Source organism: Sphingomonas parapaucimobilis NBRC 15100, from assembly GCF_000787715.1.
GTDB lineage: Bacteria > Pseudomonadota > Alphaproteobacteria > Sphingomonadales > Sphingomonadaceae > Sphingomonas > Sphingomonas parapaucimobilis.
This window is the reverse complement of the sequence record NZ_BBPI01000069.1, coordinates 38,204-59,394: the sequence shown is the minus strand read 5'-3', so window position 1 is coordinate 59,394 and position 21,191 is coordinate 38,204. Positions and strand designations below refer to the sequence as shown.

The 21,191-nt window shown below is 66.2% G+C and carries 13 protein-coding genes; 7 read left to right on the top strand and 6 right to left on the bottom strand.

Annotation, left to right across the window (positions count from 1 at the left end; all coding sequences use genetic code 11):
• The first annotated feature begins 1 nt into the window (after position 1).
• On the top strand, positions 2-898 hold the full coding sequence (locus SP5_RS12360; protein ID WP_042489111.1) for a Gfo/Idh/MocA family protein: 897 nt from the start codon (positions 2-4) through the stop codon (positions 896-898).
• Positions 899-919: 21 nt separating this feature from the next.
• Here SP5_RS12360 and SP5_RS12355 read toward each other — a convergent pair whose 3' ends face one another.
• A complete protein-coding gene (locus SP5_RS12355; protein WP_042489108.1) occupies positions 920-1,636 on the bottom strand; it encodes an arylesterase in 717 nt (238 codons plus the stop codon).
• A 24-nt stretch (positions 1,637-1,660) separates the two neighbouring features.
• Here SP5_RS12355 and SP5_RS12350 point away from each other — a divergent pair, with 24 nt between their 5' ends.
• Entirely contained in the window at positions 1,661-2,335 is a 675-nt protein-coding gene (locus SP5_RS12350) for an ABC transporter ATP-binding protein (RefSeq protein WP_042489106.1), read from the top strand.
• Positions 2,332-4,827 carry an ABC transporter permease gene (locus tag SP5_RS12345; protein ID WP_042489103.1) on the top strand — a complete coding sequence of 832 codons (2,496 nt, stop codon included), beginning with the start codon at positions 2,332-2,334 and terminating at the stop codon, positions 4,825-4,827. The genes SP5_RS12350 and SP5_RS12345 overlap by 4 nt, the downstream gene beginning before the upstream one ends.
• A 3-nt stretch (positions 4,828-4,830) precedes the next feature.
• Here SP5_RS12345 and SP5_RS12340 read toward each other — a convergent pair whose 3' ends face one another.
• The 3 genes from SP5_RS12340 to SP5_RS12330 all read right to left on the bottom strand — a co-directional run bounded on the left by SP5_RS12340 (position 4,831) and on the right by SP5_RS12330 (position 8,728).
• Positions 4,831-5,328: a DUF427 domain-containing protein gene (locus SP5_RS12340; protein ID WP_042489100.1), complete on the bottom strand. Its 498-nt coding sequence runs from the start codon at positions 5,326-5,328 to the stop codon at positions 4,831-4,833.
• Between the two features lie 59 nt (positions 5,329-5,387).
• A complete protein-coding gene (locus SP5_RS12335; RefSeq protein ID WP_174435539.1) occupies positions 5,388-8,405 on the bottom strand; it encodes a glycosyl hydrolase family 28-related protein in 3,018 nt (1,005 codons plus the stop codon).
• A 65-nt stretch (positions 8,406-8,470) separates the two neighbouring features.
• On the bottom strand, positions 8,471-8,728 hold the full coding sequence (locus SP5_RS12330) for a helix-turn-helix domain-containing protein (protein ID WP_042489371.1): 258 nt from the start codon (positions 8,726-8,728) through the stop codon (positions 8,471-8,473).
• Positions 8,729-9,014: 286 nt separating this feature from the next.
• Between SP5_RS12330 and SP5_RS12325 the strand changes: the two genes are divergently transcribed.
• A complete protein-coding gene (locus SP5_RS12325) occupies positions 9,015-10,361 on the top strand; it encodes a GntT/GntP/DsdX family permease (protein WP_042489097.1) in 1,347 nt (448 codons plus the stop codon).
• A gap of 13 nt (positions 10,362-10,374) precedes the next feature.
• On the top strand, positions 10,375-11,052 hold the full coding sequence (locus SP5_RS12320; RefSeq protein WP_042489095.1) for a FadR/GntR family transcriptional regulator: 678 nt from the start codon (positions 10,375-10,377) through the stop codon (positions 11,050-11,052).
• A gap of 5 nt (positions 11,053-11,057) precedes the next feature.
• On the opposite strand, the gene SP5_RS12315 is transcribed toward SP5_RS12320, so the two are convergent.
• A complete protein-coding gene (locus SP5_RS12315; protein WP_369386088.1) occupies positions 11,058-11,597 on the bottom strand; it encodes a gluconokinase in 540 nt (179 codons plus the stop codon).
• A gap of 146 nt (positions 11,598-11,743) precedes the next feature.
• Between SP5_RS12315 and SP5_RS12310 the strand changes: the two genes are divergently transcribed.
• Both SP5_RS12310 and SP5_RS12305 read left to right on the top strand, forming a co-directional pair.
• Positions 11,744-14,785 (top strand): glycosyl hydrolase family 28-related protein, encoded by a 3,042-nt coding sequence (locus tag SP5_RS12310; protein WP_042489092.1) that lies wholly within the window; start codon positions 11,744-11,746, stop codon positions 14,783-14,785.
• 125 nt (positions 14,786-14,910) lie between these two features.
• Entirely contained in the window at positions 14,911-17,886 is a 2,976-nt protein-coding gene (locus SP5_RS12305; protein WP_042489089.1) for a TonB-dependent receptor plug domain-containing protein, read from the top strand.
• Between the two features lie 61 nt (positions 17,887-17,947).
• Here the strand turns inward: SP5_RS12305 and SP5_RS12300 are convergent, their stop codons facing one another.
• Positions 17,948-20,878, bottom strand: coding sequence for a TonB-dependent receptor plug domain-containing protein (locus SP5_RS12300; protein ID WP_052811531.1), 2,931 nt, complete (start codon positions 20,876-20,878; stop codon positions 17,948-17,950).
• Positions 20,879-21,191 lie beyond the last annotated feature (313 nt).

Genomic DNA, 21,191 nt, shown 5'->3' with positions numbered 1-21,191 from the left:
CATGCGAATATTGGTCACAGGATTGGGCGACATTGCGCACAAGGCCTATCTGCCGGTCCTGTCGGCCATGCCCGACGTCCAGTTGCACCTCGCGACCCGCAACGCGCAGGTGCTCGATCAGGCCGGACGAAGCTTCCGCGTTGCCGGGCTGCATTCCAGCCTGGACCAAGCTCTTCGCACCGAGACTTTCGATGCCGCCTTCGTTCACGCCGCAACCGATGCGCATCCGGCGCTGGTCCGGACGCTGCTCGAACGCCGCATCCCGACCCTGGTCGACAAGCCGCTGGCCAACACCTTCGGGGAGGTGGAGCAGTTGGTCGCGCTGGCGCAGCGGCAGGAGACGTTGATGACCATCGGCTTCAACCGTCGTTTTGCGCCCGCCCATGTCGCGCTGAAAGCCTTGCAGGCCGATCTGATTATCATGGAAAAGCATCGTCACAGACAGCCGGACGCGCCGCGCCGGGTGGTCTTCGACGACTGCATCCATGTCGTCGACACGCTGCTGTTCCTGGCGCCCGGCCCGGTCCTGCGCCGCACGATCGAGACCCATGTCGAGCAGGGCCAAATGCTCTCGGCGACGCTGATGCTGGCGGGCGACGGCTTTACCGCGATCGGGACCATGCACCGCAATAGCGGACTCGACGAAGAGCGGCTGGACGTCATCGGCAACGGCCTTCGTCATTCGGTCCTCAACATGGCCGAGGAACGGCGCATGGAAGGCGGCGCGTGGCATCGGCGCCGAGGCGACTGGACGACGGTCGGCAAGCAACGCGGGTTCGAGGCGATGTGCGCCGACTTTCTCGCCGCCGCCAAGGAGCGCCGCGCAACTGACGCCGATGCGATCCTGGCCACACACCAAATCTGCGAGGCGATCACCCGTCACGCCGAAGGGGTGTGAGCCTTCGCGAACGCCGCGCGGTCAATCGACGAGCTGCTTCGCCACCAGCGGCGCCACGCGATCGGCGATGCGCGAGACGCCGGTCGCATTGGGATGGACCCCGTCGCCCAGCATCAACTGACGCTGCCCCAATACGCCCTGAAGGATGAACGGGTCGAGCGCGGCTTTATGCTGGCGCGCAAGATCGGGCCATATCGTGTTGAACATGTTGCCGAACTCAGGCCCTAGATTGGGCGGCGCCATCATGCCGGTCAGGATCACCGGAATGCCGCGACGGTCCAGTTCGTCCAGCATCGCCGCCATATTCGCGCGCGTCTCGGCCGGATCGACCTGTCGCAACACGTCATTGCCGCCAAGACCCAGCATGACCAGGTCGGGCTTGGCCTTCATCCGGTCCAACGTATAGGCGAGCCGCCGCCGCCCATCGGCGCTTGTATCGCCCGACACACCGGCATTCACCACCGTCGCATCGATGCCCTGCCCGCGCAGCCGCGCCTGGATCGCGTCGGGCAGGCTCTGCCCGCGCTGGAGTCCGTAACCCGCATAGAGGCTGTCCCCAAAAGCCAGCACGACCCGCTTCGGTCCCGACACCGGCACGTTGGGCGACGCCGCCGGAGTGGGCGCGGGCGCAGCGGCATTGGCCGCAGGCAGTGGTTCGTCGCCCTGGTTGTCGCAGGCTGACAGCAGTACGGCGACTTGGAGAAGCGCGGCCCCGGCCACATATGGCATTTTCATCATCTCTGGCGTGGAACCCCCGCAACTATGGTCGCAGGCAATATGGTCATCCGGGCCACGGATGTAAGGCTGACGCTGGGCGGGGCCGCGCCGGTCGAAATCCTGAAGGGTATCGACCTGGAGGTGGCGGATGGCGAGAGCCTGGCGCTGCTCGGCGCGTCGGGGTCGGGCAAATCCTCGCTGATGGCCGTGCTATCCGGGCTGGAGCGCGCGACCTCGGGGCGTGTCGAGGTGGCGGGCGCCGATTTCGGAGCGTTGGACGAAGACGGGCTGGCCATCGCGCGGCGCGGCCGGATCGGGATCGTCCTCCAGGCCTTCCACCTCCTGCCCACGATGACCGCGCGCGAGAATGTCGCAGTGCCGATGGAACTGGCCGGGGAAACCGATGCCTTTGCGCGTGCCGAAGCCGAACTGGCAGCGGTCGGACTGGCGCATCGACTGGACCATTATCCCGCCCAGCTGTCGGGCGGTGAGCAGCAGCGGGTTGCCATTGCTCGCGCGCTCGGCCCACGCCCCCGGATCGTCTTTGCCGACGAACCGACCGGCAATCTCGACGGCGCCACAGGCGCACGCGTGATGGACCTGCTGTTCGATCGCCGCGCCGCAACCGGCGCGACCCTGGTCGTCATTACCCATGACCCTTCACTCGCACGACGCTGCGACCGGGTGATCGAACTTGCCGATGGCCGGATCGTCGCATGAGCGATTGGCCTTTGGCGTGGAGGCTCGCCCGGCGGGAGCTATCTGTTCGCTTCCGGGGGTTGCGGCTGTTGCTGCTCTGCCTGTTCCTGGGCGTCGGCGCGCTTGCGGCGATCGGCAGCCTGGGCGAGGCGATCGGCGGCGAACTGGCGGCGCGGGGACGGGTGCTGCTGGGCGGTGATCTGGAATTGTCGGTGTCGCAGCGTCGGGCCGAGCCGCCCGAGCTGGCGGCGATGCAGGCGGTCGGGCGCGTCTCGGAAACCCAGCGCATGCAGTCGATGGCGGTCACGGTGACCGGAGCGACCGCGCCCGTCCAGTTGAAGGCCGTCGACGCGGCCTATCCGCTCTATGGACGAATGACCCTGACCGACGGGCAGGTCGTCCGAGCGCCGAACGACCAAACCGTTTGGATCGGGCGCGGTCTCGCCGAGCGGCTGGCGGTCGCCAAGGGTGATCGCTTGCGCTTCGGAACGGCAAATTTCCGGGTCGGCGGGATCATCGCGGACGAGCCGGACCGTCTGGGCGAAGGGTTCACCTTGGGGCCGGTGGCCATCGTGTCACGCGGCGGGCTGAACCGGACCGGGCTGATCCAGCCTGGCAGCCTGTACGAAAGCAAATATCGGCTCGCCACGGTCAATGATCCGTCGCGGATCGCCAAGGCGTTCGAGCAGCGTTTTGCGACGGCCGGTTGGGAAACCCGGACCCGCGACCGCGCCTCGCCCGGTGCCAGCCGCTTCGTCGCGCGCATGGCGGAGTTCCTGACTTTGGTCGGGCTGGCCGCGCTGGTGATCTCAGGGATCGGGGTCGGCAATGGCGTCAGCTCCTATCTGGATGCGCGGCGCACGACAATTGCGATGCTGAAGGTTCTTGGCGCGACATCCGGTTTGGTGGCGAAGGTCTATCTGCTGCAGGTGCTGGCGGTCGCCGGGGTCGGCATTCTGCTCGGCCTGGTCGCGGGGATCGTGGCGGTGCCGCTGGTCGGGATCGCGGTTGGAGCCGTGTTGCCGATAGCCCCCGGGCTGACCCTCGCGCCGGGACCGCTGGCGCTGGCAGCGGCCTATGGCCTGTTGATCGCACTGGCCTTTTGCGCGCGGCCGCTGGTCGCGGCGGGGCGGGTTCCGGCTGCCGCCCTGCTGCGCGGCGTTCTGGACCCGCGCTCCGGTGGAGAATGGCGCGGAATCTTCTGGGGTGCGGCGGCGGGCCTTCCCGTCGTGGCGCTGGCCCTGTCGACCACCGGCCGCCCGGCCTTTGCCGCCGCCTTTCTCGGTGCGACCGCCGGGACCCTGACGGTACTGGTCGCAATCGGCCTGGCGGTCCGCACCATCGCCCGGCGGCTTCCCCGTCCGCGCCGTCCGCTGCCGCGACTGGCGCTCACCGCGCTCTATCGCCCCGGTTCGCGGACGGTATCGCTCGTCGTCGCACTCGGGCTGGGCCTGACCCTGTTCGTGCTGCTCGCCAGCATCCGCACCAGCATCGACGGCAATATCCGCCGATCCGTCCCGGCCCGAGCGCCTGCGTTGTTCGCCCTCGACGTACCGCCCGAGCGGGAAGCCGAATTTCGCAGGACGATCATGTCGGTCGCCCCTACGGCTCGCATTTCCACCGTCCCGCTGATGCGTGGCACGATCACCGCCTATGGCGCGACCCGCGTCGCCGATCTCCAGTCGATCCCCGATGGCGCATGGGCGCTGCGGGGGGAGCGCGGGCTGACCTTCGCCGCGACGCTGCCCCCCGGCAGTTCGCTGACCGCCGGGCGGTGGTGGGACGGAGCGGAGCAACGTCAGAGCCTGGTGTCGATCGACGAACGGCTGGCCAAAGCGCTGGACCTGCGGATCGGCGACCTGCTGACGATCTCGGTCCTGGGTCTGGAGCGCACGGCACGGATCGCCTCGTTCCGGCGGATTGCCTGGGACACGCTGGGTTTCAACTTCGTGATGGTCTTTTCACCCGGTGCATTGCAGGACGTGCCGCACAATCTGGCCGCGACCATCGACATGCCTGCCGCGCAAGGCTCTGCCGTGACGCGTGCCCTGCTGCCCCGTTTTCCGTCTACCTCGGTCGTCGAAGTCGGCGGCGTCTTGAAGCAGATCCAGGACGTCGTCGGGCAGATGGCCACCGCCATCACCGTCGCAGCCGGGATCGCGGTGCTGGCGGGGATCGCGGTGCTGCTCGGCGCGATTGCGGCGGCGCGGGCGGCGCGGACCTATGATGCGGTCATGCTGAAGGTGCTGGGCGCGACACGCGCACAGGTGCTGGCGATGCAGGCAATCGAATATGCGCTGCTGGCGGCCATTGTGGGGACGGTTGCGCTGATACTGGGCGCAGGCGGCGGGTGGTTCGTCGTCACGCGCATCTTCGAATTCGAATGGCTGCCCGACTGGGGCATCATCCTGGCCACGCTGACGACCGGTGCGGCCGTGACGGTGGGGATTGGTGTCGCCGGAACCTTGCCGGTGCTGCGGGCGAGGCCTTCGGCGGCCCTCAGGGCGCTGTAAGAGCTACCAGCCCATGCTGCCCGGCACGCCCTTGAAGGGGCCTGCCAGATCGGCCGTAATCCAGCCGCCATAGAAACCGCCCGGCTGTGGCCTGACCTGCTCCCCATCGACCGTGCAATGGTCGAACGGCCCCGCGTAAAAGGCGAGGTGATCGCGCAGGATCGCAAAGCCCGGCATAGGGTTAGGGTAGCTCCACGCGACATCACGGAGCACCGTCTCTCCGAGAGTGACATGCCAGTAGATCGCCTCGCCCTTCCATTCGCAAAAAGACCGGCGATCCGACCGCCTGAGCACGCCCTGATTGATATCGGCAGGCGGCAGATACCAGCTGGGCGGATGGCTGGTCTCCAGCGTCCGGACGGCCGCGCGGGTGTCGGCGATCACGATACCCCGATGCGCGATCCGGACATGGCGCGGGCTTGGCTCGGCGATGGCAGGGCGCGGATAGGTCCAGACGCTTTCCTGACCGGGGCCGACGGGATCGGATTGAGGCTTTGTCATGCCACGATAACGTGCCGCAAGACGTCCGGCTCCTCAACAAACGGATCGGCTCCGCCTCCCTATAGCGCAGCGGCGTAGAGGCCGTGATGGGTCAGGATGAACAGCCGCCCCGGCTCCCCTTTGCCCAGCACCAGTTGCAGCGGCCGTTCGGGCATGTCGATCCGGCGTAACAGCGAACCGTCGGGATTGTAGACAAAGACCTGTCCGTTCGCGACATACAGCCTGCCTGTCGCATCGCGCACCGCGCTCTCGCCCCCACGCTCCGCCAGCACCCGCAGATCGGTGACGCGGCCGCCCTCGCCGACCCGTCCGGCGTAGGTCCGGTTCTCCGAGCCGTTGGTCAGCACCACTTCGCCGCCAACCGGCGCATCCGTCAGGCCATAGGCGTCGAGCGTATCCGACCAGCGCCAGCCCTGATGATCGTCCGGCCCCTGGTTCCAGACGCGAAAAGCGGGCAGCACCACCGATCCGTCGGGCGACACATATTCCTGCGCCTTGGTTTCACGCAGCTTGGCGGCGAACATCTCGGCCATGGTCGGATAGCGATAGCTTATGGGATCGATCCGGTCGGCGAACTCGCCATTCTCCCAGACATTGACGGGAAGCAGCGTCCGCGCCCCCGAATGCGCCTGGGCCGGGGTCGGCGCGATCACGGTCACGGCCGCCGGAGCGGTGGGGTCGATGCTGTACACGGTTCCATTCCGCCCAGCCGACGACAGGACGAGCAGGCGGCCCGAGCGATCGACCGCAAGATTGACCGCGTCGAGGGGCGCATCGGCGACGATGTTCAGCCCTTTCGCCTCCGACCAGCTATAGATGCGCTGGAAAAAGCGGTCGATGAAATAGAGCGTGCCCGCCCTATCCACCGCACCCCCGGCGATCGAATAAAGGCCGTCCGCCAGCTTGCTGACGCCCGGCGACACCGGAACTCCCGTAGCCGTCGCCGCGCTGGTCGGTGCAGGCGGCACGTCGAGGCGGGCTAATTCCCGCTCGCGCACTTCCGTCCGGCGGGTCATGTCCCTGATCGCATTCTCGAACGGGTATTTGCTAGCCCGGACAAAGGTGCCGCAGCCCTTGGCGTCACAACTCGCAAAGCCGCTCTCGGCATTCACATGGACATTGCGAAAGCGGATGTCGCCGGAGTCGTACAGCTTGACCGCCGCATCCATCGGCTTGACCGTGCGGGTGACGCGATAGCCGTGATAATTGGCGAACAGGATGTTGCGGCTGTGACGGAACTCGGTCGAGACGGCATTGACGCCGTCGCGCACCTCCTGCTCGGTCTGCGGGGCGAGGAATTCCCAGTTGGCGACATGATCGAGCACGATCTCGGCGCGGTAATGATGCTCGGCCGATAGCTGATAGACATGGCCCGGCGTGGTCGTATTCGAGACATAGAACCCGGCCGAGGCCAGCGTGTTGGGCGACCAGAGCGCGTTGAACGTACCGCCGCCGCCGTCCGTCACCCAGATGCTGGGATGCTGCCCGTCGAACCGGGCGCGCGGGTCGCCAAAGCCGATCGGGCTGCCCGGCGTCAGCAGCGTGCCGCCGCCGCCCTGGATCTTCACGTCATCGACCAGCGAAGCCTCGCCCGCCTTCCACAGCAAGGCGGTAGCGCGCGGATTGACCCCGCCGGTCCAAAGTCCGACGCCCGAGACGATCCCCGCCCCGCCCTTCGCGCTTTCGATCAACGCCTTGGCCGAGCCGACCCCACGATAGCCGGGCGCGTCGTCGGCCAGATAGATGTGGGTCAGGCTGGGATGCAGCGCGATCAGCACCGTGTCGGGGCGCAGCCGCAGCGTGTCGCTCACCCGGTAACGCCCTATCGGCAGATAGAGGACGCGGTGCGTGTCGATTGCGCGTTGCAGCGCGGCGGTGTCGTCGGTGGCATCGTCGCCCTTCACCCCCAGATCGCGGACATTCGCCCAGGCGGCGACCGGCGGCAGCGCAGGAATGGCGGGCTTGGGTCGAGCCGGTATGCGGGCGAGCGGGGTCATCTTCACATCCGTCGCGAAGTCGCCCATCCGTCCCAGCGCCTGGACCTTCAGACCATAGCCGAAATCGGCGACGCGGTAGCGCGGCCCCTGGCCCGCGACCACCCGCCCGCTATCGCGGAACCGCGCAAAGACGGGTGTGGCGATGCCGATCGCATCGTCAAAGCCGATCTGGGTGAACACGCTCTTTTCGGATGAGATGAGGACACCCGCGTCGCGGACATTCTCGAACCGCACCTGCTTGCCCCAGAGCGAGTCCGAATAGCCCCGGTCGATCTCGATCCCGACCGGCGTGTCGCGGATCGCGACGTTGACCAAGGTCAGGTCGACCTCATGCTCGCGGATCGCCGCCTCTCGCTGGTCGGTGAAGTCGCTGTCGATCAACGTGAACTGCCAGGCGGGCGACGTCTTCTCGGTAACGATACCATATCGGCCACCGAAAAAGCGCAGGTTCTGGGCGGCGTTTCCCGCCTGATAGACACCGGCAAAGCCCGACCCGATGTGGAAATCCACATGCCGGATATAGCCATGCTGGGCGACGCGGAACCGCACCCCGACCGCCCCCGCATTGCCCTCTCCGATACGGAAATCGACATTGGCGAGCGCGGAATAGAAGGTGGAGGAGGTGGCGTCGTACAGCGTCGGATCGAAAGGCACGGTCGTCGGCACCGGCACGGGCGGCTTGCCCGAGCGATACTGGTCATCGCCTGCAAAGGTCATCATCGCGGCGATGCCCGATCCGAAGCCCGGCGTGGCGTCGGCCAGCACGATCTCGGGCCGGGTCGGACCGACCCCGAACAGGCGAACGCCCGACCGCACGATGATCGTCCGGCTGATCCGGTATCGCCCCGAGGGCAGGAAGACGATGCCGCCATGGCCGCCCTTCGCCGCCTGGTCGATCCCTTGCTGAATCGCGGCACTGTCATCGGCCCGGCCATCGCCCACGCCACGAATGGTGATCGCGCGCGGATCGGCCGGGGCGGTGCGATAGAGGGAGGTCGAGGGCGGGGCTGCGGCGGGGGCCACCATCACGGGTGCAGCGGCCATCACCCCCGCTGCGCTCAGCAGCCAGTTCGTCTTCATCGCCCTCTCCTTTTTATCGCTGGCCCCCAGCGTAGCGGCGCGACGACCGGCGTCGCCAACATGGATCAGGCGTGGAGACTGAGCGCCTGCGCCGCGATCGCGACCTGCGTCCGATTGCGGACGTTCAGCTTGCGCATCAGCGCGGTCATATGCGCCTTCACCGTGGCCTCGGTGATGCCCAGGTCGAACGCGATCTGCTTGTTCAGCATCCCCGAATGGACGCCGCGCAGCACCTTCATCTGTGTCGGTGTCAGCCGTGCCAGCGGCAGCGCTTCGGCGCTTGCGCTCAGCGATTGGCAGGCGGTCGGACGTATCCCTTCCATCGTCATCCTCCACTATGCGGCCCGGTTGGGCCAAAGGCTGTCGGTCGTATGCGCCGACATGATCCCGCGTCCTCTTTAACCCGATCCATGTGGATTCGGTTGGACAGGTTTTCATCATGCGCCCCCCGATTGCCTCCGATCAAGCCCTTTCCTATTGCCCAGCCCCAAAAACCTGTCCTACAGATTGCGGGAGAAGTCCGGCAGGCGAAAACGCCGTCATGGATCATGGAGGGGTGTCGATGCGCGATCCGCAGAGCTTGAACCAGATGACGCGCGGAGCCCGCCCGTGACCGGCGAGGATATCCGCCTGATTGCCTCGGCGCTGGCGGGAATCCTGCTCGCCGTCCTGATGATCGTGAAGGGGCGGCTGCATCCCTTCATCGGCCTGCTCTGCGGTGCCTTCACGGTAGGACTGCTCGCAGGGCTGCCGCTCGCCGACATCGCCAAGGCGGTGCAGAAGGGCGTGGGCGATATCGTCGGCGGAACCGGCCTGGTCGTAGCGCTCGGCCTGTCGCTGGGAGCGATGCTGCACCTGTCCGGCGCGGCGGCGGCACTGGCGCAGAGTGCGCTGCGATTGACCGGGGCCAAGGCGGCCCCCTGGGCGACGCTGGGCATCGCGATCCTGATCGGCCTGCCGCTCTTCTTCGAGACGGGCCTCGTCCTGCTGCTGCCGATCGTCGTGGCGGCGGCGGAGGCGATGAACACGCCGGACGGCGAAGCGCGCGATGCCGCCAAGTTGCGCCTCATCATGCCCGCCCTCGCCGGGCTGGGTGTGGTCCATGCGCTGGTGCCGCCGCATCCCGGCCCGCTGCTGGCCGTCGAGGCGCTGGGGGCCAATCTGGGCCGGACGATGCTCTACGGCATCCTCATCGCCATCCCGACCGCGATCATCGCGGGGCCGGTGCTGGCACGGATCGTCACGCCGGGCGTCCGCCTTGCGCCGCCGGCTATCGGCGACCACCGGCTGGACATCGCAGTGCCGGGACGCGGCGCGGCGCTGTTCATCGTGCTGCTGCCGGTCCTGCTGATCGCGACGGGGGAGCTGGGCCAGCTTTCCGCAGGCTTGAAAGGCGCAACGTGGCTGGTCGCGGCGAGCAATCCGGTCATCGCGCTGCTCGTCACCAACCTGTTCGCCCTGCCCCTGCTGTTCGGGCGGCGCCTGCGCGAGGCGAAGATCCAGGACGCGGTGTGGCATGAGACGATGGGCGCGGCAGGCGCGATCCTGCTGGCGATCGGGGCGGGCGGCGCGCTGAAGCAGGTGTTGGTGAGCGCGGGGCTGTCGGACCTGCTCGCCCGGCTCGTCACCATGTACGCCATTTCGCCGCTGCTTCTCGGCTGGCTGGTCGCGGTCGGCATCAGGCTCGCCGCGGGGTCGGCGACGGTCGCGACGATCACGGCCGTCGGCATCATGCCGGGGGTGGTCGCCGGGTCAGGCGTATCCCCCGAATTGGTTGTTCTCGCCATCGGCGCGGGCTCGGTATTTTTCAGCCACGTGAATGACCCGGGCTTCTGGCTGGTCAAAAGCTATGTCGGCACCAGCACCGCCGACACCTTCAGGACCTGGTCAATGCTGGAGACGGTGATCTCGGTCGTCGGCCTCGCCCTGGTGATGGTCCTGAGCCATTTCGTCTGAAGCGGGGGCAGTGATGAACGAAGGGCGGCTGGCGGACCGGGCCTATACGGCGATCGTCCGCATCATCAACGACGAGGGGCTGGCGATCGGCGACCGCCTGCCCTCCGAGGCCCGGTTGGCCGAGACGTTCGGCATGTCACGGACCATTGTGCGCGAGGCGCTGGCCCGGCTTGCGTCGGACGGGATTACCGAGGCGCGGCGGGGGGCGGGTTCCTACGTAAAGCGCCGCCCGTCCGAACGGCTCGGCACCCATATGCCGATGGACGAGCTGGCCAAGACGTTGGGCACCTATGAGGTTCGCTTCGTCCTGGAGGCGGAAACCGCGCGCCTGGCTGCGCTGCGCCGGTCGAGCGAGCAGATGGAAGTCATCGAGCAGGCGCTCGCCGCGTTGCGCGCCGCGCTCCTGTCCGATGCGCCCGCGCATGACGAGGACTGGGTGCTCCACCGTGCGATCGTCGAGGCGACCGGCAATTCGGCGTTCATCCCCGTCTTCGACCATTTGAAGGACGAGGTGATGCACATCCTGCGCGCTGGGGTCGACATCTCGCGCTCGCGCCCGCCCGAGGTGATCGGCGCGATGATGGACGAGCATGACGCCATCGTCGAGGCGATCCGGGGCCGCGATCCCGACGGTGCGGCGCTGGCGATGCGCTGGCATTTGTCGCAGGGGCGCAAGCGGCTGATGCCGTGAACGGGTCAGCGGCCCTCCACCCAGGCGAGCGTCTGCGCCACCAGCGTTTCGGGCGGCTGCCGCGCATCCAGCGTCAGCGCGCATTCGTCCGCCATGGGCCGTTCCAGCGTCGCCAGCTGGCTATCGAGCAGGCTGGTCGGCATATAGTGATCCTTGCGCCCGCTCATCCGCTTTGCGATTTCCTGCGCATCGGTGTCGAGGAACACGAAGAACAGCGGCACGCCCGCCGCCGTCCGCAATCGCTCGCGATATACCCGGCGGAGCGCGGAACAGGCGGCGATCACGGTCCCGCCCTCCCGTGCCGCCTCGCCGATGGCGCGACCCAGCCGGTCGAGCCACGGCCAGCGATCCGCATCGGTCAACGGATGGCCGTTACGCATCTTGGCGACATTCTCGGCCGAGTGAAACGCATCGCCCTCCAGCATCGGGCAACCCAGTTGCGCCCCCAGACGCTCCGACAGCGTAGTCTTCCCGGTGCCGCTGACGCCCATCACCACGATGCCATAAGCGCGTCCGCCTGCGTCACTGCCGTCTGTCGCCTTCACCCGCATCCCTTATCGCTCGTGCCCGTTCGGCCTTCGCTATCGCGCCTTGGCCGAGAAAGGCCATTACGACCTTTGTCGCAGTCGTACCGACGCGCCGCCTTGCCTATCCCAATGGCCCTGCCCCCGATCCGTTCCGCCTGATGAGGATGACCGTCATGACGCGCCCGCTTTCCCTTGCCGTTCTGGCGCTGCTCGCCGGGACCGCTGCGTCACCCGTCTGGGCCGGTCGCCCCGCCTCGGTCTTCACCCGCGCGCCTGCCGATCCGCGCGCGGTGACGGTGCAGGCGCGCGGCGACGGGCGGAGCGACGATGGCGCGGCGATTCAGCAGGCGATCGACCGGGTGGCGGGGCAAGGCGGCGGCGGGATCGTCTTCCTCCCCTCGGGCCGCTACCGGCTGACCCGCACGCTCTATATGCGGCCGGGCGTCCGCCTGTTTGGGGTCGGCAGAACGCGCCCCGTCTTCGTCCTCGCCCCCGCCACGCCGGGGTTCCAGCAAGGCGTCGGCACCATGGTCTTCTTCACCGGCACGCTGCCCCCCGAGGCGGGCAGGGAAGCCCCTCCGGTCCCCGTGCCGCCGCCGACCAGCGTCCCCTTCGACAAGAGCATCGCCGATGCCAATTCGGGCACCTTCTACTCGGCGATGGCCAATGTCGACTTCGAGATAGGCGCAGGCAATCCGGCCGCGACCGCCGTCCGTTTCCACACGGCGCAGCACAGCTATCTGGCGCATATCGACTTTCGGCTGGGCGATGCGCTGGCGGGCATCTATCAGGTCGGCAATCTGGGGCAGGACCTGCACTTCCATGGCGGGCGCTATGGCATATTGACCGAAAAGCCCTCCCCCGCCTGGTCCTATACGCTGCTCGACTCCAGCTTCGACGGACAGCGCGACGCGGCCATCCGCGAGCATGAGGCCGGGCTGACGCTGGTCAACACGGTGATCCGCAATGTGCCGGTCGGGATCGAGATCGACCGGGGCTATGGCGACTGGTTCTGGGGCAAAAACGTCCGGTTGGAGCGGGTCGCACGTGCAGGCATCGTCATCAGCAACGAGGACAATGCCTATACCCAGATCGGCTTTCAGGACGCGACCGCCAGCGACACCCCGGTCTTCGCCCGGTTCCGCGACAGCGGATGGACGATCACCGGGCCTGCGCGGCGCTACCGGATGCGGGACTTTTCCTATGGCCTGGCGGTGCCATCACTGGGGCAGACGGGACGTTTTGCGACCAGGGCGGATGCGGTGCCGCTGTCCCCATCGGTATCTCGCAAGGATCCCGCCATCCGCGCCCTGCCGCCGGTCGAGCAATGGACCAATGTTCGGGACCTCGGCACGAAGGGCGATAACGCGACCGACGACACCGCCGCGTTGCAAAAAGCCATCGATACGCACCGTGTCCTCTATTTCCCCGCCGGTTTCTACCGGGTCAGCGACAGCTTGCGCCTGCGCCCCGACAGCGTGCTGATCGGGCTGCACCCCAGCCTGACCCAGATCGTCCTGACCGACGACAGCCCGGCCTTTCGCGGCGTCGGCAGCGCGAAGGGACTGATCGAGAGCGCCAAGGGGGGCGACGCCATCGTCTCCGGCCTTGGGCTGGCGGCGGGCGGGCGCAACCCGCGCGCGACCGCTTTGCTCTGGCGCGCGGGTGAAGGCTCGCTGGTCGATGACGTCAAGTTTCAGGGCGGACACGGCACCTTCCGCGCCGATGGCAGCCGCTTCGATCCTTATAATTCCGATCACACCGGCGATCCCGATCCGACCCAGCGCTGGGACGGTCATTATCCCAGCCTGTGGGTGACGGACGGCGGCGGCGGTACGTTCAACGGGTTGTGGACGCCCGATACCTATGCTTCGGCGGGCATGCTGGTGTCGAACACCGAGACGCCCGGCCATGTCTATCAAATCTCCGCCGAGCATCACCGCCGCGCCGAGATCGTGCTCGACAGCGTCGCGCATTGGGAGTTCCTCGCCCCCCAGACCGAGGAGGAGGCGGGCGAGAGCCGCGATGCCGTCGCCTTCGAGGTCCGCAATGTGCGAGACGTCCTGTTCGCCAATCTCCACGCCTACCGCGTCACCCGTTCGCTCCAGCCTGCGCGCGCGGCAATCGCGCTGTACGGCCAAAACGACATCCGTTTCCGCAACGTCCATGTGAATGCGGAGAGCGGCTTTGCCACCTGTCAGGCGGATGGCTGCGGCACCTATCTGCGCGCCAGCAAATATCCGTATGAGAACGCCGTTCGCGACATGACCCGAGGCGCGGAGGTTCGCGAGCGAGAGTTCGCGACGCTGGACGTCACCCCCGCCGCCCTGCCCGCCCCCTCGCCCAGTCTGACGCCGGTCCGGCGGCTGGCCGATGGCTTCTATTCGTTGGGGGGCGGCGCAGTCGATGCCACCGGCAAGCTCTATTTCGTCGACCGCTATTTCCAGCGTATCCATGGCTGGAGCGAGGCGGAGGGCCTGTCGGTCGTGTCCGACGCGCCGCTCGATCCGGTGAACCTGGCGGTCGACGGGTCGGGCAAGCTGCTGGTGCTGTCCTCGGCCGGGCCTGCCGCGACGGTCTATAGTATCGATCCCAAGGCCCCCGCCGCCGTCACGCTACAGTCGCCAACCGGCACGACACCGGCGAACGCGCGGGTCGTCCTGCCCGGCAGTCTATGGGTCAATGGCGAGTTCCGCGATCAATACGACCCCCCGACCGGCCAGTTCACCACCCTGGCCGAAATGTTCGCACGCGACATCGGCCAGCCCAAGGCCGCGTCCTATGTGTCCCCCGATGGCAGCATCGCCCTGCCCGCCTTTCGCGTGTGGCAGCAGGGGCCGACCGATCATCGCGGCTGGCGCTTTTCGGACACGCTCGACACCTATGGCCTGATCGCCGCGCAGCCAGGCACGCGTATCGCAATCGCCAACGGATCGGAGGATCGTACCTATACCGGGCTGGTCGGCGCGGACGGCGCCGTCACCGAGCTGAAACCCTTCGCCCATCGCGGCGGCGAGAGCGTCGTCACGGGCGCGGACGGGCGGGTCTATGTCGCGAACGGGCAGGTTTTCGTCTATGACGCGGGCGGGACGGAACTCGGCCGGATCGATGTGCCCGAGCGCCCCCTGCAACTGGCCTTCGGCGGGGTCGATGGGCGAACCCTGTTCATCCTGACCCATCACGGACTTTACGCCGCACAACCCTGAGTCACCCAGGATACCGACTATGGTCGTAGATGCCGCCCCTGCGTCCCTGCGGTAAAGCGGGTGGGAGACGGAGGGGCCAGCGATCACCGGCCCATGCTCCGCAGGTAGAGTGAGGGGATGGAGTGATGAGCATCGGCAATCGGCGCAGCCGCGCCTCGTGGAAATCCGGTAACGCTACCAGCGTCGCAGCCTTGGCCCTCGCTCTGATGGCCAGCCCCGCGCTGGCCGCGCCGGTTCAACAGACCCCGGTCCCCGATCCGGTGGCCGCCCCGCAGGAAGCAGCGGCCAGCGAGCGTGACATCGTCGTCACCGGCACGCGTATCACCGCCAACGGCTATAACGCCCCCACGCCGACCACGGTCATCGGCGAAGAGCAGATTCAGGCCAACGCCCAGCCCAACATCTTCAACACCGTCGCCCAGTTGCCGTCCTTGCAGGGATCGACGGGCGCGACGACGGGCACCTTCAGCACGTCGAGCGGACAACAAGGCCTCAGCTCCTTCTCGCTGCGTGGCCTCGGCACCATCCGCACCCTGACGCTGCTCGACGGCCAGCGGGTCGTGGGCGCGAACGTCACCGGCGTTCCCGATATCAGCCAGTTTCCGCAATTGCTGATCAAGCGGGTCGATGTCGTGACCGGCGGCGCCTCGGCCTCCTGGGGTTCGGACGCGGTCGGCGGCGTCATCAATTTCATCACCGACACCCGCTTCACCGGCTTCAAGGGCAATCTCCAGACCGGCGTCACCACCTATGGCGACAATGGCCAGGTGCTGGCACAGGCCGCCTTCGGCAAGGCGCTGGCGGGCGACCGGCTGCACATCATCGTCAGCGGCGAATATGCCAAGGACCAGGGTGTCGGACCGGGCAATTTCGGCGAGGATCTGGCGGGTAGCCGCGACTGGTATCGCGCCTCGACGCTGGTCGATACAGGCATCCGCAACGGCAGCACGCCGCAATTCCTGTACCGCGACCATGGCCAGGCCTATCAATATACCAAATACGGCCTGATCAGCGCCGGGCCGCTCCAGGGCATCGCGTTCGACGCCAACGGCAATCCCTTCCCCTTCCAATACGGGTCGAACGGCGTTCCCGCCAAGAATGCGGCGGGCAACGTCATCGGATGCTATGTGGGTTTCTGCGTCGGCGGCGACCAGTCCGGCCATGTCGGCTCGGGCACCTCGCTGCAATCCGCGCTGGAGCGGGTCAACGGCTATACCCGTATCGGCTATGACATCGCGCCCGACATGGAGCTGTATGTCACCGCCAATATCGCGCAGGTGAAGACCAGCAACCAGCCCAACCCGGGGGCGGCCAAAACCGGCCTGACCATCCAGTGTTCCAACCCCTATCTGCCACAATCCATCCAGCAGCAATGCGCCGCCAACGGGATCACCCAGTTCAGCTATGGCCTGAGCAACGCGATCCTGCCGAACATCAAGGTCAGCACCGATCGCCGCCAATATCGTTTCGTCGGCGGCCTGAAGGGCAAGGCCGATGTGTTCGGCGGCAGCTGGACCTATGACGTCTACTACGAGCATGGCATCAACGTCACCGACATCGATGTCGACAATATCAGCCTGACCGGCCGGTATAACGAGGCGATCAACGCGACGACGCTGAACGGCCAGATCGTCTGCGCCAATGCCGCCGCGCGGGCCAGCGGGTGCCAGCCGATCAACATCTTCGGCGGTGCCACGCCATCGGCCGCAGCCTTGGCCTATTTAACCCCCGCCAACGGCCCGTTCCAGCATACCCGCCAGACCCAGGACGCGGCGGCGGGCAGCATCTCGGGCAATCTGATCGACCTGTGGGCCGGGCCGCTGTCCATCGCGACCGGCGTCGAATATCGGCGCGAAGCCTACCGGGTTAACGCCGATCCTTATGGCGCGGGTGTATCGGCGATCAGCCCCAATTCGGCCGCCTATCCCGCCGACCCGTTTCTGAATTCGGCGACCGGCAGCAACTGGTATGCGGGCAACTACAAGAACGGCTCGGGCAAGTACGACGTCTATGAGAGCTTCCTTGAGATGAACCTGCCGCTCATCAATTCCGAAAGCCTGGGCCGCGCCAACCTCAGCGCGGCGGGCCGCGCCACCCATTATTCGACCTCGGGCGCGGTCTATGCGTGGAAGCTTGGCGGCACCTGGGACACGCCGCTCGACGGCTTCCGCCTGCGTGCCGTGACCTCACGCGATGTGCGTGCGCCGAACCTGTCGGAGCTCTTTGCGGCCCCCACCACGACGACGGTGCCCAACTTCACCGATCCGTTCCGCAACACCCAGGTGCTGATTATCCAGAATTCGCTCGGCAATCCCAATCTGCGCCCTGAAATCGCGCGCAGCACCGAGGCGGGCGTGGTCCTGTCGCGGCCGAGCTGGGCACCGGGGCTCAGCCTGTCCTTCGACTATTACACGATCAAGGTGAACGACGTCGTCTCCAGCCTGTCGGCGGCGCAGATCGTCAATCTTTGCTTCCAGGGCAATACCGAGACGTGCGGCGCCTTCAACCTTCAGAACACGGCCGGGCCGAACTTCGTCAACGTCCAGGCCTTCAATCTCGCCTCGATCAAGACCAGCGGCTTCGATATCGAGGGCAGCTATCAGTGGCGCAACCCGATAGGGCTGAACGGCAATCTGACGCTGCGCGCGCTCGCCACCCATGTCATCAAATTCGTGACCGATCCCGGCCTGCCCGGCACGATCCCGATCGACAGCGCAGGTGCCAATTCGGGGGCGACCCCAAGCTGGAAGTGGCTGGCGATCCAGAGTTACGACACCGATAAATTCAGCCTGCTGGTTCAGGAACGCTGGTTCAGCGACGGCGTATTCGGCAACCAGTATGTCGTCTGCTCGACCAGCTGCCCGGTCTCGACCGGCAACAACCCGACGATCGACCGCAACTTCATGAAGGGTGCCTTCTATGTCGATATCGGCGGCTCGCTGAACGTCACGTCGGCCGTCAGCATGTTCTTCAAGGTCGACAATCTGCTGGACCGCGATCCCGAGCCTTCGCCGCAGACCAATACCGGCCTCGATGTCAATCCGGCGCTGTATGACACGCTGGGTCGCTCCTACCGGATCGGCCTGCGCGCCAAATTCTGATATGGAAAGGGGTGGATTTCGCCCTGCCGAAATCCACCCCTTTCGTTCCGTCATGAGGAGATCAGAGCTTCAGGCTGATACCCGCGAAGAAGGTCCGGCCCAGCGCATCATAGACGTTGGGGAAGGTATTGCCCGAATTTGACCCGGCGCTACCGGCCACGCCACCCACGACGGGCGGATTGACGTTGAACAGATTGCTGACGCCTAGGCGGAACGTGTACTGCTTGTTCACGTCGAAGCTGACATTGGTGTCGAAGAAGGAATAGGACGGAATACGGCTGACCAGGATCGGCGTGCCCGGATCCGCGCTCACCGGTCCGATATAGCGCCAGCGGCCCTGGATCGAGACATCGCCCAGATCGAGAGTGGCCGATGCCTGATGTTTCCAGCGCGGGATCGGGTTGATCGACACCGCCGCACAGCTGTTACCGAACTTGCCCGCACAGTTGATCGGGCTCGCCTGCGCCCCCAGGTTGAAGGTGTAGCGGTCGACATAGGTGCCCGCCATCGCCAGTGTCAGGCTGGTCTCGCCGGGCAGCTTGAAGCGATAATCGGCCGACACGTCGATGCCGCTGGTCTGCAGCGTGGCGACGTTGATCAACTGCTCGGTGACGCCCGGGAACTGGCCGTTCGCATTGGGCGAACCCGTCAACTGGCCGGAGATGTTGTTGCGGACGATCAGCGAGCAATAGGCCGAGATATTGTTGTTGAAGCACTGGTTCACGATGTCCTGCGAACCGTCCGAGGCGATATAGTTGTTCACCTTCATCCGATAATAGTCGACCGTGACGTTCAGGCCCGGGGCGAATCGTGGAGAGAACACCGCCCCCACCGTCAGCGTATTGGCGGTTTCCGGCCGCAGCGCTGGATTACCGCCCGCGTTGATATTGGTCTGGCCAGAGGTCACGTCCTGGATGATGCCCGAATTGACGAGGTTGGCGGGGGCACCTTGCGCGATGCACTTGGCCGCCAAGGCCGCATTGCCCTGCGGAGCGCCGCGCGCGCACGGATCCGTCGACAGCACGTCGGTCCCCGCCTGGGTGATCGGGCTGTTCAGCTCGGCAATGTTGGGGTCACGCGTCGCCCGGTTGAAGATCGCCCGGAAGCGCACGCCCTCGACCGGACTCCAGTCGCCGCCCAGCTTGTAGGTGACGGCGTCCAGCGTGTTGCGGCCCGCCACCGTGTTATTGGTATAGGCCGAGTAACGCACGCCGCCTTCGAAGTTCAGCGCGCGGACGAAGGGCCGGTCGGTGACCAGCGGCATCTGCAACTCGCCGTAGACTTCCTTGACGTTGAACGACGCGTTGGGGACGGCCGTGCCCTGCCCGTAATAGATCAGGTTGCCCGAGCCGTAATTGGCATCGACCGACTGGCTGCCCGTCTCGCGGCGATACTCCGCACCCAGCGCGACCGCCGCCGGCTTGTCGGCCAGCGGGCTTTGCAGAAAGTTCAGGTCACCCGACAGGCTGCCGCCGGTGACGAACTGGGTATAACGATTGTCCTGCGATCCGTTTGCGGTGATGAACGACAGCGCCGCCGTTGAGATCGGTTGTGACGTGAACAGGTTGACGGGGACGCAGCCATTGCGGGGATCGACGCAGACGGGAGTGCCGTTCGCCCCCACCGTCGCGTTGATGGCCTGCGCGGTCCGGTTATAGTCCAGGTCGTTCAGCAGCGCCTCATGCCGCTTGGCCAGGCCATATTGCGCAAAGACATCGTAATGGAAGCTGTCGGCGAAATCGCCGCGCAGACCCGCGATCCCGAAATAGGTGTCGTTGGTGAATTGCTGGATGCGACCGCCCGTCTCCGTCACGCGGCGACGGATGCCGACATTGGCGGTGCCGTCGGCGTTCAGATTGGTGGGATCGCCAAAGATCAGCGCGGAGTTGGTCGCGTTGAGGAACGGATTGCTGGGCGAGATGGCGAAGTTGAAGCCGCCCGTCGCCGTCGGCGCCAGGATCGCGGTGACGTCGCTGCGCGTATAGCTGCCGCGTGCATAGAATTCCGCGGCATCGGAGAATTTGTAGCTGCCCAGCGCCGTCACATTGTACCGCTCCAGCGGCACTTGCAGATAATTGGCCGGGTTGAAATTATAGGGGCTGTAATAGGGCACGAAATTGTCCGTGCCGCCCGGCTGGCTGCCGTCGTTGATCTGGTAGCGGCCGGACTTGATGTCGATGACCGTCGGCGTGGCGTTGCTCGACCCGGTCGGCTTCAGATTGCCGTCGAGGCTTTGCGCCGAATAGGCGCGCGCCGACTGATAGACGCCGTTCCGCTTGGTGTACTGACCCGCAATGACGATGTGCCCGGCATCGTCGTTGCCGAACTTCACGCCCGCCGCCAGGCCTGCGTTATATTGGGCGGCGTCGCCATGCCCGGTGACCTGCGAACTGGCATCGGCACGCACGCCCTCCAGCTTGTCGTCGAGCACGAAGTTGACGACCCCCGAAATGGCATCGGCACCGTACACCGCCGAAGCGCCACCGGTCAGCACATCGACGCGCTTGATGAGGACGGTCGGGATCGCGTTGATGTCCACCGCGCCGCCGATATCCGACGGCACCATGCGACGGCCGTTCACCAGCACCAGTGTCCGCTGCGAACCCAGGCCGCGCAGATCGACCGTGGCGGTGCCGCCATTGCCGTTGTTCGTCGTGCCGCTGGCGGCGGGTACGAACTGCGGCGAGGACGACAGATAGGCCTCGGCGGTGACGGTATTGGTCGCCTTCAGCTCACCCGCGCTGATCGTCGCGACGGGGCTGCTGCTCTGGAGGTCGGGACGCTGGATGCGCGACCCGGTGACTACGATATCGCCTGTCGGCGCCGGGGTGGCGGCAGCTGAGCTGTTGTCCGTCGCCGCACCCTGTACGGCCTGGGCCGACGCCGCCGTCGCGAAACTCGCCATGCCAAGCCCCAAACCGAGCAGCGTCAGGTTCTGAAGGGCTGTCCCGATATGCAACCGGCGACGGGCAGGCATGGAATTCTTGATCATGACGCGTCCTCATTCTGCTGGGGACCGGGGCCATCCGATCCTCAAGCCAAAACTTTCGCCCCTGCCCCTTCACGAGGGCCGCGAGCGTGGCGTCATAAAATCGACACACCGAAACGCTGTAAATTTACGGAAATTTCATGTTGATCTATCTGGTAGAATGTGACCGAGAAAGCACATCCACCTACCCTATAAGCAACAACGGATCAGGAAGTACTGAGAAGACGGCAATTATGTTTCTTTTTTTGGATGAAATGGACGTCATCATCCTTTCATTGCGGCTATTCGAATGTCAGAGAGGCGCAATATCGCCTCG